14 protein-coding genes and 1 other annotated feature are annotated in these 14,449 nt (G+C 39.6%); of the genes, 4 read left to right on the forward strand and 10 right to left on the reverse strand.

Annotated features, from left to right (window positions below; translation table 11 throughout):
- The 5 genes from N7590_RS20100 to N7590_RS20120 all read right to left on the reverse strand — a co-directional run.
- Positions 1–1,575 (reverse strand): IS66 family transposase (locus N7590_RS20100; RefSeq protein WP_279935829.1); only part of this gene is annotated, 1,575 nt, incomplete at its 3' end.
- A gap of 74 nt (positions 1,576–1,649) precedes the next feature.
- Complete coding sequence (gene tnpB, locus N7590_RS20105; protein WP_004985691.1) at positions 1,650–1,985, reverse strand: IS66 family insertion sequence element accessory protein TnpB; 336 nt, start codon at positions 1,983–1,985, stop codon at positions 1,650–1,652.
- Positions 1,982–2,410: a transposase gene (locus tag N7590_RS20110; protein WP_004985693.1), complete on the reverse strand. Its 429-nt coding sequence runs from the start codon at positions 2,408–2,410 to the stop codon at positions 1,982–1,984. The genes tnpB and N7590_RS20110 overlap by 4 nt, the downstream gene beginning before the upstream one ends.
- A 698-nt stretch (positions 2,411–3,108) precedes the next feature.
- Positions 3,109–3,564, reverse strand: a complete 456-nt coding sequence (locus tag N7590_RS20115; protein ID WP_004988647.1) for a type IV pilin protein — start codon at positions 3,562–3,564, stop codon at positions 3,109–3,111.
- Positions 3,558–4,091, reverse strand: a complete 534-nt coding sequence (locus tag N7590_RS20120) for a prepilin-type N-terminal cleavage/methylation domain-containing protein (protein ID WP_004988651.1) — start codon at positions 4,089–4,091, stop codon at positions 3,558–3,560. The genes N7590_RS20115 and N7590_RS20120 overlap by 7 nt, the downstream gene beginning before the upstream one ends.
- Positions 4,092–4,372: 281 nt before the next feature.
- On the opposite strand from N7590_RS20120, the gene N7590_RS20125 reads away from it, so the two are divergent.
- Positions 4,373–5,592 (forward strand): IS3 family transposase gene (locus tag N7590_RS20125; RefSeq protein ID WP_148356657.1). Its coding sequence is split into 2 segments (ribosomal slippage): positions 4,373–4,649 and positions 4,649–5,592, totalling 1,221 coding nucleotides; the frame shifts between segments, so codons are not numbered across the junction.
- Positions 4,648–4,764, forward strand: a sequence feature (AL1L pseudoknot). It overlaps the preceding gene by 117 nt.
- A gap of 783 nt (positions 5,593–6,375) precedes the next feature.
- Here N7590_RS20125 and cadR read toward each other — a convergent pair.
- A complete protein-coding gene (cadR, locus tag N7590_RS20130; RefSeq protein WP_004281856.1) occupies positions 6,376–6,768 on the reverse strand; it encodes a Cd(II)/Pb(II)-responsive transcriptional regulator in 393 nt (130 codons plus the stop codon).
- Positions 6,769–7,143: 375 nt separating this feature from the next.
- Here cadR and N7590_RS20135 point away from each other — a divergent pair, with 375 nt between their 5' ends.
- Genes N7590_RS20135 through N7590_RS20145 form a run of 3 tightly spaced genes read left to right on the forward strand, consistent with a single transcriptional unit; the run spans position 7,144 to position 10,230 of the window.
- Entirely contained in the window at positions 7,144–8,139 is a 996-nt protein-coding gene (locus N7590_RS20135) for a cation diffusion facilitator family transporter (RefSeq protein ID WP_345781942.1), read from the forward strand.
- Positions 8,140–8,150: 11 nt separating this feature from the next.
- Positions 8,151–8,411: a FeoA family protein gene (locus N7590_RS20140; RefSeq protein ID WP_004665962.1), complete on the forward strand. Its 261-nt coding sequence runs from the start codon at positions 8,151–8,153 to the stop codon at positions 8,409–8,411.
- Positions 8,401–10,230, forward strand: coding sequence for a ferrous iron transporter B (locus N7590_RS20145; protein ID WP_005105970.1), 1,830 nt, complete (start codon positions 8,401–8,403; stop codon positions 10,228–10,230). The genes N7590_RS20140 and N7590_RS20145 overlap by 11 nt, the downstream gene beginning before the upstream one ends.
- Positions 10,231–10,557: 327 nt before the next feature.
- Here N7590_RS20145 and N7590_RS20150 read toward each other — a convergent pair whose 3' ends face one another.
- The 4 genes from N7590_RS20150 to N7590_RS20165 form a co-directional block, all read right to left on the reverse strand.
- The gene (locus tag N7590_RS20150) at positions 10,558–11,655 is read right to left on the reverse strand and encodes an ArsO family NAD(P)H-dependent flavin-containing monooxygenase (protein ID WP_080972013.1); all 1,098 of its coding nucleotides are present in this window, start codon (positions 11,653–11,655) and stop codon (positions 10,558–10,560) included.
- A gap of 158 nt (positions 11,656–11,813) precedes the next feature.
- A complete protein-coding gene (gene arsH / locus N7590_RS20155; protein ID WP_004644739.1) occupies positions 11,814–12,518 on the reverse strand; it encodes an arsenical resistance protein ArsH in 705 nt (234 codons plus the stop codon).
- 4 nt (positions 12,519–12,522) lie between these two features.
- Entirely contained in the window at positions 12,523–13,563 is a 1,041-nt protein-coding gene (gene arsB / locus N7590_RS20160; RefSeq protein ID WP_004644740.1) for an ACR3 family arsenite efflux transporter, read from the reverse strand.
- Between the two features lie 63 nt (positions 13,564–13,626).
- On the reverse strand, positions 13,627–14,449 hold an 823-nt coding region (locus N7590_RS20165; protein ID WP_264752319.1), incomplete at its 5' end, for an IS3 family transposase.

Here is a 14,449-nt window from a genome sequence, read left to right on the forward strand (position 1 = left end):
TTCAATGTCTTTCATTTTATGCGTTGGTAACCTTCTAAGAACATCGGTTAAATAAGCATATGGATCAAGACCATTGAGCTTGGCGGACTGAATTAACGTCATGATATTGGCTGCCCGTTGACCACTTCGCAATGAGCCAGCAAATAACCAGTTCTTACGTCCCAAAGCCCATGGTCGCATTTGATTTTCCACCCAGTTATTACATATAGGCAAATGACCATCATCCAAATAACGGCTTAAGGCAGACCAACGTTTTAGACTGTAATTGATCGCTTTTGCCGTAGGCGAACTTGCTGGTACTTTGAGCTGATGTTGTTTGAGCCAATCATACAGTTGCTGCATGATTGGCTCACTGTCCTGTTGCCTTCGCTGTCGTCGTTGTTCTGCTGTACAGTCTGGAATGTCTCTTAATTCTGCTTCAATTCGGTAAAGCTGTTGAATCATTGATAACGCTTGCTCAGCAATCAAACTTTTACCCGTCACATGCAGCTCATGGAATTTACGACGGGCATGCGCCATACAACCCACTTCAATCATCTGACCTGAGGCAAAACGTGCCTTATAACCACTGTAATCATCACAGACCAGATGACCTTGCCAGCCTTTAAGGAAATCTTCGGCATGTTGACCTGATCGACTCGCTTGAAAGTCATACACGATCGCTTGAATCGAATTGTACTGTGTGGTGGCATAAGCCCAGACATAACCTTTCTTCGGTTTCTTCTCAGCAATCTGCATCACGGTCACAGGCGTTTCATCTGCATGAATCACCTGTTGTTGTAATATGATCTGTTTTAAAGCTTCTGCCAATGGCTCAAGTTCCACGCCGCAACGGCCCACCCAATCAGCTAAAGTGGATCGAGCCAAGTCTACGCCAGCTCGTTGGTAGATCAGTCTCTGACGGTATAAAGGTAAATGGTCCGCATATTTGCAAACCAGTACATGGCTGAGCAGTTCAGGGCTCGCAATGCCTTTATCAATCACATAAGCAGGCATCGGTTCCTGCTTGATGATTTCGCACTGATCACACACCCATTTGCCACGGATATGCTGCTCTTTCATAAACTGTGCGGATTTAAAGGTCAGTTTCTCACTGACATCTTCACCGATACGACGCAAAGTACAGCCACAAGTGCATACTATTGAGGCGGGTTCATGCTCTATACGAATGGTGGCGAGATGATCTGGCAGTGCTCGACGTTTAGGTTTGATTGCCTTGGTTTTATGGGTGTTGGGTTGATCCGCATTCAGTCGTTCCAATTCAAGATCAACGGCTGCGATGTCTTCTTCGACTGCTTCATCTAACAGGCTAATTTGTTTAGCTGTTAAGTGTTCATTCTTCTGAGCGAATTTATGTCGTTTAAACAGAGCAAGTTCATGCTCGTATTTTTGCGTGAGAATGGAAAGATGTTGAACTTTGGCATCTAGGTGTTGATTAGATTGTTCTAACTGTTGTTTTGATGCTTCAAGCTGCTGCTTATCTTCTACAAGTTGCCGATTCTGCACTGCCAACTGTCTGGTAAATTCCAGTAATTGTTCATGGGTCAGTTGGCTTAAATTAGGCAATATATTCATGACCGCAGTATGCCTGAGATCAGGTCAAGGAGGAAATAGATCCTTTGGAGGATGGCAAAATAGATCTATCTGGTTTAGAGCATATTGACCACCTGAGATTGTCCAATTCTCTGCCAGGCTAAACCCTGAATCAGTGCCTGTAATTGTTCTACACTGATACTCATTGTTTCACCCTGATGAATCTTAGCCCAGTGGAATTTCCCTTGTTCCAGCCGCCTTGCACAGAGCCAAATACCCAATCCATCATGTACCAATACTTTCATACGATGACCACGTTTATTACAGAACAGATAAGCACAATGCGGTTTGACACAGCCGAAGGCTTTAAGAACTTGAGCAAGTGAAGTATCTGTACCTGCTCGCATATCCATGGGCTGGGTAGACAACCATATTTCATCAATACGAATCATTTGATCAAGCCTTGCAGCAGACATAGCAATTCAGTTGTTGATTCCACAGGCCACTCGATTTCAATCATTTGATGTCTTACGGAATGTTGTTCCTCATGCAGTGGAATCCTGATATAGGCAGTAGCTTTCTCCTCTGGTACAGACGGCGGTGATGTCTCTTGTTTGACTGGCATCGGGTGAGCAATGACAGGAAGAAAGTCGGCCTGTGGGCTAGGCGGTCTTTTTAATGGAGGGGGCATTGATTCGGACTGGCGAATCCATTTATGCAGTAGATTGGCATTGATCTGATGTTGCATTGCAACCTTGGCCACAGATGTGTCTGGCTGCTGGCATTGTTGAATAAGCTTATTTTTAAATTCAGCTGTGAAGGTTCGGCGGGGCTTTTTTAGCGTCGGTGCACTGTCTGTAACTGTCTTTAAATCCATAAATAGGTGTCCACTAAAATTTAAGTGGACACTATCGGCATATACATGCGTTAGAAAAAGTGGGGTTCAGCGGACGCTTACTTTAATTAGACTTCATTTATATTTTTTAACGCCTCTATAATTGCTGAAAGCCTCAAGTCCTATTTCCATTGGTAAGCTTCATATGGCAAGCTGGCAATAGTCTCATTTTGCTCATCCAATTGAGCTTTATAGCGGAACTCATGCCAAGTTCACGGCATAAGTTAGGAGCAAGTGTTCCTGATTCAGCTTACTTTAAAATACTTATGTTTAAGCTGTCTGAATATTTAGATATTTTCAAAAAAAAAATTCTTTAACAGGATTATGCGATTTCCTAATTTTGAATTCAATTATTTTGCATGAGGATTACCTGTTGATCTTATATTAATAACGACTAATCAATAAAAATCTCTTTTTTCATTATTCCTTAAAATCTGTAATATTGTTACTCCTTTCTTTATATAATTAGAAGCTTCTATAAAAGATTGAACGTTTAATCTAGGATCAATTGTGAAAAGCCAAGCCGTGTATATACGATCGAAAATCATAGCACTCATGTAGTAAAAACTTAAATGCTTCATTAATACGGCGATAATCTTTTCACGCTGCACTTTTTACGAATTTTAAATGACCATTTAATTCAATTTTAAGCGCTAGCAGTTTACGGTCCAAAAATTATCTTAGCGACCGTCCCACGTAGAGATAGCTGAAAGAACACAAGTAGTCGCACCTTTGGTCCAATATTTTTGACCTTGGTCATTGAGACAAATGATTCCATCACCATCCTGCGACGTATTCTCTATTGGCGTAGCGACTAATGTCCATCCTGTTGCAATAGCAGGACTAGGATTAAATGTTAAACGATATAAAGCAGTCCCTTGTTGAGGTGTGACAGTTCCGCCATATACGTTAGCAACCGTTGCTCCTGCAAAAGATGAATTGCTGTTTTTATATTGCATCATGCTTTTAGCTATATTTAACATTTCCGCCTGCGCATCTGTCCTTTTAGTACGTTGTGCATACTTTTGATAATTTGGATAAGCTATCGACACTAAGATGGCCACTATAGCGACCACCACCATGAGCTCGATTAAAGTAAACCCGCGATCTATTGAAAATTGATGATGTGCTACCATATCTCGCTCCCCACACCACATCCCGAAAAAGTGATATTTGCTTTGGTTTTATTTTTACATTGAATACCGTTGCTAGTTTTTAAAAAACTATCATTCTTATCATCAGTGCTTAATGCCTTAATTGCCCAGCCCTGCCCCAAAGATGTTGAGTTAATCAACAGAGGATTCCCCTCCGTTTGATCTACAATAGAAAGTATGTATTTCGTAGAAGAGCCATCCACTGGAAGACTAAGCTCTTGTTTATTGTTATTAAAATTTGAAATTAAAACACCACTTGCATCTTTATACAAAAAACTTGCATCAAAGCCTTTATAATTAAAGTTACGGGCTTTGTGTCGTTCTAATTGCTCAGCCAGTTTTTCAATTTCCTGTTGAGTCTGTGCAGCATAAGCTTTTCTTGTATAAGCTTGATAACTTGGGAATGCAATTGCAGCAAAAATCGCGACAATTGCAACTGTTACCATCAGCTCAATTAAAGTAAAACCATAGCCGTGGTGAGAGCGTATTTTCCCAGTTTCTTTTTTCATGATATCAACTCGTTTTTGCATAACGTTCATACCATCGATTTGGAATAAATCTGATTGCTCCTCCAGCAGGAACTAAATCTTCTCCTTCTTTACAGCCTGCCCCCTCACAAGGCTTAGTCATATTTGAATCAGGATTTGGCTCAGGTACTATAATCACCCTTCCACCCTTACCATCTGGCCCAACGGTGACACTAACAATTCCAGAACCAAGATTGTAAGTATAGTCAGCATTGAACCGTACCGGGTTTGTCGGAGACCACTTTTCTTGAGAGAATGTCCCGATGAAAAAAGTAAAATACACCCCTGAAATCAGAGATAGAGCGGTTCAATTATTGATTGAATCTGAAAAAGATTATCCTTCTACTTGGGCTGCAATCACCGCTATTGCTCCCAAGATAGGTTGTACTCCTGAAACTCTACGTGTTTGGTATCAAAAATATTTAGATAAACAAAACCCAATTAAAGTACAGCAACTTTCAGATCAAGAACGTATTAAACAACTCGAACGTGAAAATAAAGAACTGCAACGTGCTAACGAAATTCTACGTAAAGCAGCCGCTTTTTTCGCCCAGGCGGAGCTCGACCGCCCACACAAATAATGGTGGATTTTATCCATAACAATAAGGCGTTATATGGTGTTGAGGCGATTTGTAGAATTTTACCGATTGCAGCTTCGACCTATTATCGGGCTTTAGATCTCGTTGATAACCCAGAACATCGAGCGAAACGTGCTCTGCATGATTTACATCATGCAGAGCAAATCAAACGTATTTGGAAAGAAAGTTTAGGTCGATATGGTGTGCGTAAGGTCTGGCAACAATTGAAACGTGAAGGTTATGTTATCGCACGTTGTACAGTTGCTCGATTGATGCAGAAGCTAGGTATACAAGGTGTTTGGCGTGGTAAGAATAAACAAACCACCCGTAGCCGAGATGATCAAAAACGAGCAGATGACTTAGTAAAACGCAATTTTAATGCAGATCATCCTGACCAGCTGTGGGTCGCTGACTTCACGTATATTCAAACTCATTCAGGCTGGGTCTATACCGCCTTTATTATTGATGTGTTCTCGCGAGCAATTGTTGGATGGAAAGTATCAACACGTATGAATACAGATATGGTGCTCGATGCACTGGAGCAAGCATTGCATGATCGAGGCATGCCAAAGAACGTGATTCATCATAGTGACAGAGGCGTGCAATATCTTTCCATTCGTTATACCAATCGTTTAGAAGCAGCAAATTTACGAGCATCAGTCGGTACGACCGGTGATTCATACGATAATGCTTTGGCTGAAACGGTGAATGGCTTATACAAAACAGAGGTGATTGAATATTTAAAAGCGGATTGGCAAGGTTTAGCGGATGTACAACTTGCGACACTAAACTGGGTAGATTGGTTCAATAAAGAGCGTGTACACAGTGCACTGGGTTATGTATCACCTTTTGAGTTTGAAGCAATGTACTATGATAAGATTAACCCGTTAGGTCAGGTGGCCTAACTTAAATAAAAAAGTCTCCGACAAACCCGGTACGGTTCAGCTTGTCGCAGCGTTAAATCTTGAGGACTGGCGACTACAGAAGTACTCAAGCTGATCATTGCTGATAGCAAGACACCTGTACGGAATGCTGACCAGGATAAATTCAGGATAGAAGTATCCTGATATAATTTGTTTTTTGACATGAAATGCCCCACACATAATGAGATTAGGAGTGGTGGGCTTTTATAAGACTACCCCACCAATAGTAGGGGCAAATCAGGAGGGGGTGTTAATTGATTCAGATAAGGGGATTTATAAAAAGTTCTTCCCAAATAAGATGGTGTAAGGACTGTCTCAAAATGAGTTTTAAGCTTCAAATCATCGGGTGGGTCAATCTGAATCACGATTGTATTTGAGAAATGACAGCACTTTTCGTTAAAACAAACCTTCTGACAATAGTCATAAATTTCTTTATAGTTTTCTAAGGAATAAAGTGCTTGACTAGGACTATCACTCTTTTCGTCTAAATCGATTGGATTAGAGAGTATTGAATTGGGTATGTTTAGCATTTCATGCAGACACGCAGCCTCTGCCACACTCCAAATATTCTGGAATGTGAATAAGAGTACCAATATCTGGATTAGAAATGTTTTTCTCTTCATACACAAATCTGTATTTAAAACACCAATCGGAAGCTAACCAAAGCTATCTAAGATCTGATCACAAAATTTAAGTCACCTTAATCTTTTTGCAGCCTTAAGTAAAGATATACAGAGTTTTTGAAAAAAGCATAGGTCTAGATAATCAAGCTAGATTTTTTAGAACTCCACATTGGTCAATTGTACATAAACCATCACAAGTACCTCTTAAATCAGATAATTGTTCAATAAGCTTTTGTTGCTTGATTATATTTTCTCTGATAGCACTGACATGTAAGTCAATTAATTCATTCACATCTGAACAATTTTTCTTGGGATTATCTTTATAGGTGAGTAATTGACGAATTTCATTCAAACTCATATTTAAAGTTCGGCAATTCAAAATAAACTTAATTCGCTCAACATAGCCTATATCGTAAAGGCGGTAATTTCCTTCCGTTCTTTCGGGTTCCGGAATTAAACCTTCCTTTTCATAAAACCTAATTGTTAATACTGAACATGAGGTTTTTTTAGAGAGTTCACCAATTTTTAAATGCATTGAGTTGGTATTTCCAAAAAATCTTGACTCTATAGTAACTATAGGGATTCTAATATTCAAAGTTTATAAATTTTTTTAATGGGTATAATTATGAGTGGTTGTGGATGTAGTAAAGAAACACCATGCAAAGATAAGAAATCTCAACAAGAAAATCATCCATCAATTGCAGAAGCAAACAATTCAAAGAATTGTAATAATACGCTTAGCTGTTGTGGTGAAGAGGAAGAAGAAAAATCTTCATCTCCTTGCTGTAACACTTCAAACAGTTGTGAAGATACCGCTCAATCCTGTTGTGGTTCTGATCCCAAAGAAAATTTAAGCACTGAAGACGTTTTAAAAAATTCGCACTACATGAGTGAATACTTAGTTCCCAAAATGGATTGTTCTGCGGAAGAACAGATGGTTCGTATGGCGCTATCTTCAATTGATGGTGTTCAAAAACTCATCTTTGATTTACCTAACCGGTCTTTAAAGGTTCTACATAATCAAAAAGATGAAAATATAACTACCAAACTTGAAGCTTTGGGTTTTGGTGCAAAGCTTGTGAAGACTGAAACTTATATAAGCAATCAACAGGCTAAGCAAACAAGTACCTATACCATTCCTAAAATGGATTGCTCTGCTGAAGAGCAAATGGTCCGTATGGCTCTTGCAGATATTGAAGCAGTTAAAGGTCTTACTTTTGATCTTCCCAATCGAAAACTGAAAGTCTTCCATAATGAAGGGAGTCAGCAAATTACGGCCAAACTTGAAGGACTGGGTTTTGGGGCGAAACTTGATGAAACACAGCTTTCTTCAGGCGATATACCTAATGAACCTGATCCTGTGAGACAAGCTAAAGTACTTAAACTGTTATTAGGCATTAATGCTCTACTTTTCTTTATAGAATTCATCAGCGGAATTATTGCTGCGTCTACAGGATTGATTGCTGATTCTCTAGATATGTTTGCCGATGCAGCCGTTTATGGTATTGCGCTATATGCCGTCGGAAAAGCTGCGAAATATCAAGTGAAAGCAGCCCATTTCGCAGGTTGGATTCAGTTATTACTTGCTGTCATCGTGATTATTGATGTCATTAGACGATTCATGTTTGGAAGCGAGCCAGAATCAACGCTCATGATTGTTATTGGCCTGCTCGCACTTATAGCTAACGTGACATGCTTATATCTTATTTCTGGTCATCGAGAAGATGGCGCACATATGAAAGCCAGTTGGATTTTCTCGGCGAATGACGTTGTCGTAAATATGGGCGTTATATTTGCCGGTGTACTCGTGGCGTGGACGGGATCAGCTTACCCAGACTTAATCATTGGCATCCTGGTTTCTTTATTCGTGCTTAATGGTGCTCGAAAGATTTTGGCTTTGAAGTAAGAGTATCGAAAATGAATCTATTTCAAGTTAAACAAAATCAGATCGTCAAAATTAGAGATCTCAAAAAAGGTAATCAATACAGTCATACCACTGATCCCGTATTGGAACGGCTCCAACTATTAGGTTTTAGAGAGGGTGAAACTCTACAAGTACTCGCTAAAGGTGTTTTTGGCGGAGATCCTGTTTTAGTTCAAATTGAAACTTCAAGATTCGCATTAAGAAAGAATGAAGCTGAAAGAATTTTTGTAGAGTTAGTATCCAATGAAGATTAAGAACATTGCATTAGTCGGTAATCCAAATTGTGGAAAAACCTCTTTATTTAATACGCTTACTGGTACGCGACAAAAAGTTGCCAACTATGCTGGAGTTACCGTAGAAAGAAAAGAAGGTTCTTTTAAATTACCTTCTGGTGATGCAGTACGAGTATTGGACTTACCCGGAACTTACAGTTTAAAACCTAGTAGTTTAGATGAAGAAGTCACCAGGGCAGTTTGTTTGGGCGAGCTAAAAGGTGAAGTTCTACCCGATATTTTTATATGCGTTGTAGATGCCACAAATTTAAGCTTACATTTGAGCTTGGTTCTCGAAGTTCGTGCTCTAAATCGCCCTATGATTCTTGTATTAAATATGATGGATGAGGTCAAAAAGCGTGGTATTTCCATTGATAAGGATAAACTGTCTCAACTGTTAGGTATCCCTGTAGTTGAAGCTGTCGCAGTTAAAACAAAAGGAATTCAAGATTTAATTAATCAATTAGATCAAAAAAATCTTTTTATTACTCCTTATCATTCTGAATTAAGTCATTTTGAACAGGTCAAACAAATCACCAAACAAGTTATTTTAAATAATGACAGTGGTGATAAAAGAACCGCATTTCTAGATAAAATTTTTCTACATCCTGTATTGGGTTTAGTAATCTTAACTTTAACCATGTTTGTGATGTTCCAGGCGGTATTTATATGGGCAACGCCTTTTATTGAATTCATTGAAAATTTTGTCGCATGGCTCAGTGATTTTATTGGACCACTAATCCAACATCCTCTATTAAAAAGCTTGGTTGTGGATGGGGTAATTGCTGGTGCAGGTAGCGTGCTTGCATATATGCCTCAGATTTTGATTTTATTCTTCTTCATTTTAATGCTTGAAGAGTCAGGCTATTTACCCCGGGCAGCATTTCTTTTAGATAAATTAATGTCTAAAGCCGGGCTTAGCGGCCGTTCATTTATTCCTCTGCTATCCAGTTTTGCTTGTGCCATTCCCGGAATTATGGCAACCAGAAGTATCAGCTCTGAACGGGACCGATTAGCAACAATTATGATTGCACCCTTGATGACCTGTTCAGCAAGATTGCCAGTATATGCTTTATTGATCGCGGCATTTATTCCCAACCAATTAATCTACGGCTGGTTAAGTCTGCAAGGATTAGTCCTTTTTGGTCTTTATATGTCGGGAATAGTCTCAGCGTTATTAGTTTCAGTCTTTCTGAAGTTGGTTCGAAAAGATAAAACTGAAAGTATTTTTATTTTTGAACTTCCCACATACCGAATTCCAGATATTAGAAATATTGCATTAGGCTTATATGATAGGGCAACTATTTTCTTAAAACGAGTTGGTGGCATTATCGTTGCGCTGTCTATCTTGTTATGGGTGCTAGTCACGTTCCCTCAACCACCAGATAATGCAACCATGCCGGCCATTAACTATAGTTTAGCTGGTCAGTTAGGGCATTTAATTCATCCTATATTTGCGCCTATTGGGTTTACATGGGAAATATGTATTGCACTCATTCCTGCTATGGCAGCAAGGGAAGTTGTAATTGCTGCTCTTGGGGTGATTTATGCGATGTCAGGTGATGAAGATACAGTAACTCAAAGTCTGTTAAGTCAAATTTCAGGCCCGGATGGATGGGGGTTAGCCACAGGTTTATCATTATTGGTATGGTTTATTTTTGCTCCCCATTGTCTTGCTACGTTAGCAACAATTAGACGAGAAACTGGCAGCTGGAAACAGCCCATCATTATGGCAACTTATTTGTTTGCATTAGCCTACATCTTTTCATTCATCACATATCAAGTTGCGAGTAATTTTTAATTAGCAAATGAATAAAATAAGGGAGCTAGCTCCCTTATTTTATTGAAATACTCACTATAAATGAAGCGCTTTTACAAGAAAAACTGTATAGATATCAATAATATTAAACAGCTTCCTAAGAAAACTTCTAATTTAATTATAAATTATGAAAGAGTTCCCTCTTTTTAGTGCAATTCATGAAATTAGGTTTAAATATCAAAAATTATGGCTTAATGAAGAGCATGATCTTGTAGACACTTTTAGTGAAATAATAATCAAAATATTGGAATGCTCCCAGTAGCCTAGACACAAAACCGATTCTAAAATTCTTATACTCGATATGGATAATTATTCTGAAAATTTTTTAGTATTAATTTCTTGTAGATAAGTGAAGATCTCATCTACTGTAGCTCTCGCTGTTCTAGAAACGCCAATTAATGTTGCAGATGCCATACCTGTCCAATCTCCATATCCAACTAACCACAAGTTAGGTAACTTAATAGACCTTCCATTTTGAACTTCTACAAAGTTATCTCGCTCTACTATATCTATACTTTTTAGATGATTTAATGAAGCCTTAAATCCAGTACACCAAATAATCACATCAATTTTCTCTTTTTTTCCATCTGGCCAAATAACTGTATCTGTAGCTAAAGATTGAAAAGGTGGACGGCTATGTAAGACTCCTCTATTCCTTGCCTCTTTGACACTATCGATCATCACAATATCACCTAGGCCACCTATTGGCTGGTCAACTTTTCTTCCTTCTTGTTGTACTTTTAAACGCTCAGTTGCTCTTAAAAACAGTACTCGACCATCGACATCATCAGGTAAAAATTGAGGCGGAGTTTTTGTGACCCAAATGGTTTCAGCAACTTGTGAAACCTCAGCGAGTATTTGCGCGCCCGAATTCCCCCCACCCACCACGATGACTTTCTTATCTTTAAATGAATCTGCATTCAGGTAATGGGCTGAATGTAACTGCGTGCCTTGAAAGTTTTCCTGTCCCGGATAATCAGGAATAAACGGCTGGCGCCATGTCCCTGTTGCACTGACCACCACCTTGGCTCGCCAAAACTTTTCTCCAGCATATACGTCTAAATACTTTCCCTTCGATTCCACACGATCGACATGTACTGGACGAACAATCAAAAATTGATATCTCTGTTCATAAGCCGATAAATACTGGATCACCTCATTTCGTGTTGGATAGGTCTGTTCAGTGATGGGCATCATCCAACCGGATAGAGAACTCCAGGTATTAGGAGAAAAAAGACGCAATGACTCCCAGGTATGCAGCCAGGCACCCCCCGCTTGATTTTGCTCATCCAATATAATGAATGGGATTTTCTTGCGCTTTAAAAAATAAGCGGTAGATAAAGCGGCCTGCCCACCACCGATAATGATCACATCAGTTTCAGTCTGTTTCTGGTTCAAAGCCTTCACCTTTTCCTTATTTATCTCTGACTTCTTTAATGTAAAAACCCAATCATGAAGACTGGGTTTTTACAATATTCATTGTACCTTTAACAGCACTTCATCGGTACAGCATAAAAGTGTTACTGACCTGGCAATGAGGCGCAGTATTTAATACCATCCAGCATTTATAAACTGCGCTGATTTACACGCTTGGACAACTCTTCAGCCGATTCCTTGCGTTCAGAATAACGATCTGTCAGGTATTTGCTTTGTCCACGAGTCAGTAGGGTGAACTTAAATAACTCTTCCATCACATCCACAATCCGGTCATAGAAAGCCGAAGGTTTCATTCGTCCATCTTCTTCAAACTCCAAAAAAGCTTTTGGAACTGAAGACTGATTTGGAATGGTGATCATCCGCATCCACCGCCCCAAAATACGCATCTGGTTCAGGCTGTTAAATGACTGTGATCCGCCACTGACTTGCATCAAGGCAAGAGTTTTACCTTGGGTAGCACGGATTGCCCCTCCTGCCAGTGGAATCCAGTCGATTTGAGATTTAAAGATTGAACTCATAGAACCATGGCGTTCAGGTGAACACCAGACCATGCCTTCTGACCATGCTAAAAGCTCATGCAGTTCTTTTACTTTTGGATGCTCAGTATCCGCATCTTCTGGTAAAGGAAGCCCTTTAGGATGAAAGATTTTTATTTCCGCCCCAAAATGCTCAAGGATTCGACCGGCTTCAAGAACTGCAAGGCGACTGTAAGAACGTTCTCGATTAGAGCCATACAGCAGCAAAATTCGCGGAGGATGAGCAAGTTCTTTGGCTTGAACTTTTTCAAAGGTGGGTTGCTCAAGAAGATTTAGATCTACATTTGGGAGATTCATAGAGTTAGGCCTCTTTAAAAACTTTCTTTCTCAGCCAGAGTGAAACACTCACCAAGGCAATCAACACAGGAACTTCGACCAGTGGGCCAATAATCGTGGTAAAAGCAACAGGCGAAGCGATACCAAAAGTTGCAATCGCTACTGCAAGTGATAATTCAAAATTATTCCCCGCTGCGGTAAATGCAATTGCTGTGGTCTTAGGATAGTCATTGCCCATCCATTTACTCATAAAGAAGCTGATGAAGAACATTAAAACGAAGTAAATGGTTAAAGGAATCGCGATGCGTAAAACTTCAAGCGGAAGACTCACGACATCACCGCCTTTTAGGCTAAACATGGCCAGAATGGTGAACAGCAAAGCCATTAAACTCAGCGGACTGATTTTCGGAATGAACTTGGTTTCATACCATTCCACGCCTTTCTGTTTCACCAAAATCCATCGCGTTAAGAAACCTAATAAGAACGGAATACCAAGATAAACCAGAACAGCATGGGTGATGGTCCAGAAATCGACATTAATGACCTGCGAAGCGACACCAAAATAGGGTGGAAGGAAGGTCAGGAATAACCAGGCATAGGTACTGAAAAATAGAATCTGGAAGATGCTGTTAAAGGCAACTAATGCTGCAACATATTGATTATCACCACAGGCCAAGCCATTCCACACCAGAACCATGGCAATACATCGAGCAAGACCAATCAGGATGACACCGGTCATATATTCTGGATAACTATGTAAAAATATGATTGCCAGGGCAAACATGAGTACTGGCGCGATCAGCCAGTTTTGTACTAAGGACAAAGTAAGGGTTTTCTTATCCTTAAACACTTGTGGCAAAGTCGCATAGTTCACTTTTGCCAGTGGTGGATACATCATTAGAATAAGACCAATCGCGATTGGAATATTCACTGAATCAATGCTTAATTTATCGAGTGCGACAGAAGCCTGAGGAAAGAAGTTTCCGATGGCAATGCCTAAGGCCATGGCAATAAAAATCCATAGCGTCAGGTTGCGATCTAAAAAAGATAAGCGTTTTTCAGACATTTAGAGGTGGTCCCACATGTTTGAACAACTAAAAGCTTATTTATAAGTGATACTCTGCTCTAGTTAAGCTACCTTATTTTGTTGTGGTAGCTGGTCATAGTAAAACTCATCTGGAGTCATTTTGTCCAGACTCGAATGAGGTCGTTTCAAATTATAAAATTCAAAATATGCGTTTAATTGCTTCTTCGCATCCAAAACATTGCTGTAGGCTTTGAGATACACCTCTTCATATTTAACGCTCCGCCATAATCGTTCAACCATCACATTATCAACCCATCGACCTTTACCATCCATACTGATTTGAATGCCATTTGATTTCAATACATCAATAAATGCATCACTGGTAAACTGACTGCCTTGGTCTGTATTAAATATTTCAGGTCGACCATATTTTTCAATAGCTTCATTTAATGTTTCTATGCAAAATGTAACCTCCATACTAATCGATACTCTATGCGCAAGTACCTTGCGGCTATGCCAATCAATCACAGCACATAAATAAACAAAGCCTTTTGCCATAGGGATATACGTTATATCCGTAGACCACACTTGATTACTGCGCTGAATAGCCAATCCTTTGAGCAGATATGGATATTTGCGGTGAGCTTGATTAGCCTGGCTTAAATTTGGTTTGCAATATAACGCATTAATGCCCATTTTCTTCATTAAAGTACGTGTATGACGTCGTCCTATATGATGTCCTTGACGATTCAACAAATCACGCATCATACGGCTACCTGCAAAAGGGTATTGCATATGTAACTCATCCATACACCGCATCAGCTTCAGATCTGATGCACTCACAGGTTTTGGGCGATAGTAATAACAACCACGGGAGACTTTCAGCAGCTGAGCTTGCTTAGATACTGAAATCTGAAGTGAGTCA

Source organism: Stenotrophomonas sp. GD04024, assembly GCF_029837545.1.
In the GTDB taxonomy this organism is placed as follows: domain Bacteria; phylum Pseudomonadota; class Gammaproteobacteria; order Xanthomonadales; family Xanthomonadaceae; genus Stenotrophomonas; species Stenotrophomonas forensis.

Bases quoted from the DNA above. Each gene is read 5' to 3' on its own strand.
- tnpB (WP_004985691.1), bottom strand. From the start codon at position 1,985: ATGATTCGTATTGATGAAATATGGTTGTCTACCCAGCCCATGGATATG.
- N7590_RS20110 (WP_004985693.1), bottom strand. From the start codon at position 2,410: ATGGATTTAAAGACAGTTACAGACAGTGCACCGACGCTAAAAAAGCCC.
- N7590_RS20115 (WP_004988647.1), bottom strand. From the start codon at position 3,564: ATGGTAGCACATCATCAATTTTCAATAGATCGCGGGTTTACTTTAATC.
- N7590_RS20120 (WP_004988651.1), bottom strand. From the start codon at position 4,091: ATGAAAAAAGAAACTGGGAAAATACGCTCTCACCACGGCTATGGTTTT.
- cadR (WP_004281856.1), bottom strand. From the start codon at position 6,768: ATGCATTTAAAAATTGGTGAACTCTCTAAAAAAACCTCATGTTCAGTA.
- N7590_RS20135 (WP_345781942.1), top strand. From the start codon at position 7,144: ATGGATTGTTCTGCGGAAGAACAGATGGTTCGTATGGCGCTATCTTCA.
- N7590_RS20140 (WP_004665962.1), top strand. From the start codon at position 8,151: ATGAATCTATTTCAAGTTAAACAAAATCAGATCGTCAAAATTAGAGAT.
- N7590_RS20145 (WP_005105970.1), top strand. From the start codon at position 8,401: ATGAAGATTAAGAACATTGCATTAGTCGGTAATCCAAATTGTGGAAAA.
- arsH (WP_004644739.1), bottom strand. From the start codon at position 12,518: ATGAATCTCCCAAATGTAGATCTAAATCTTCTTGAGCAACCCACCTTT.
- arsB (WP_004644740.1), bottom strand. From the start codon at position 13,563: ATGTCTGAAAAACGCTTATCTTTTTTAGATCGCAACCTGACGCTATGG.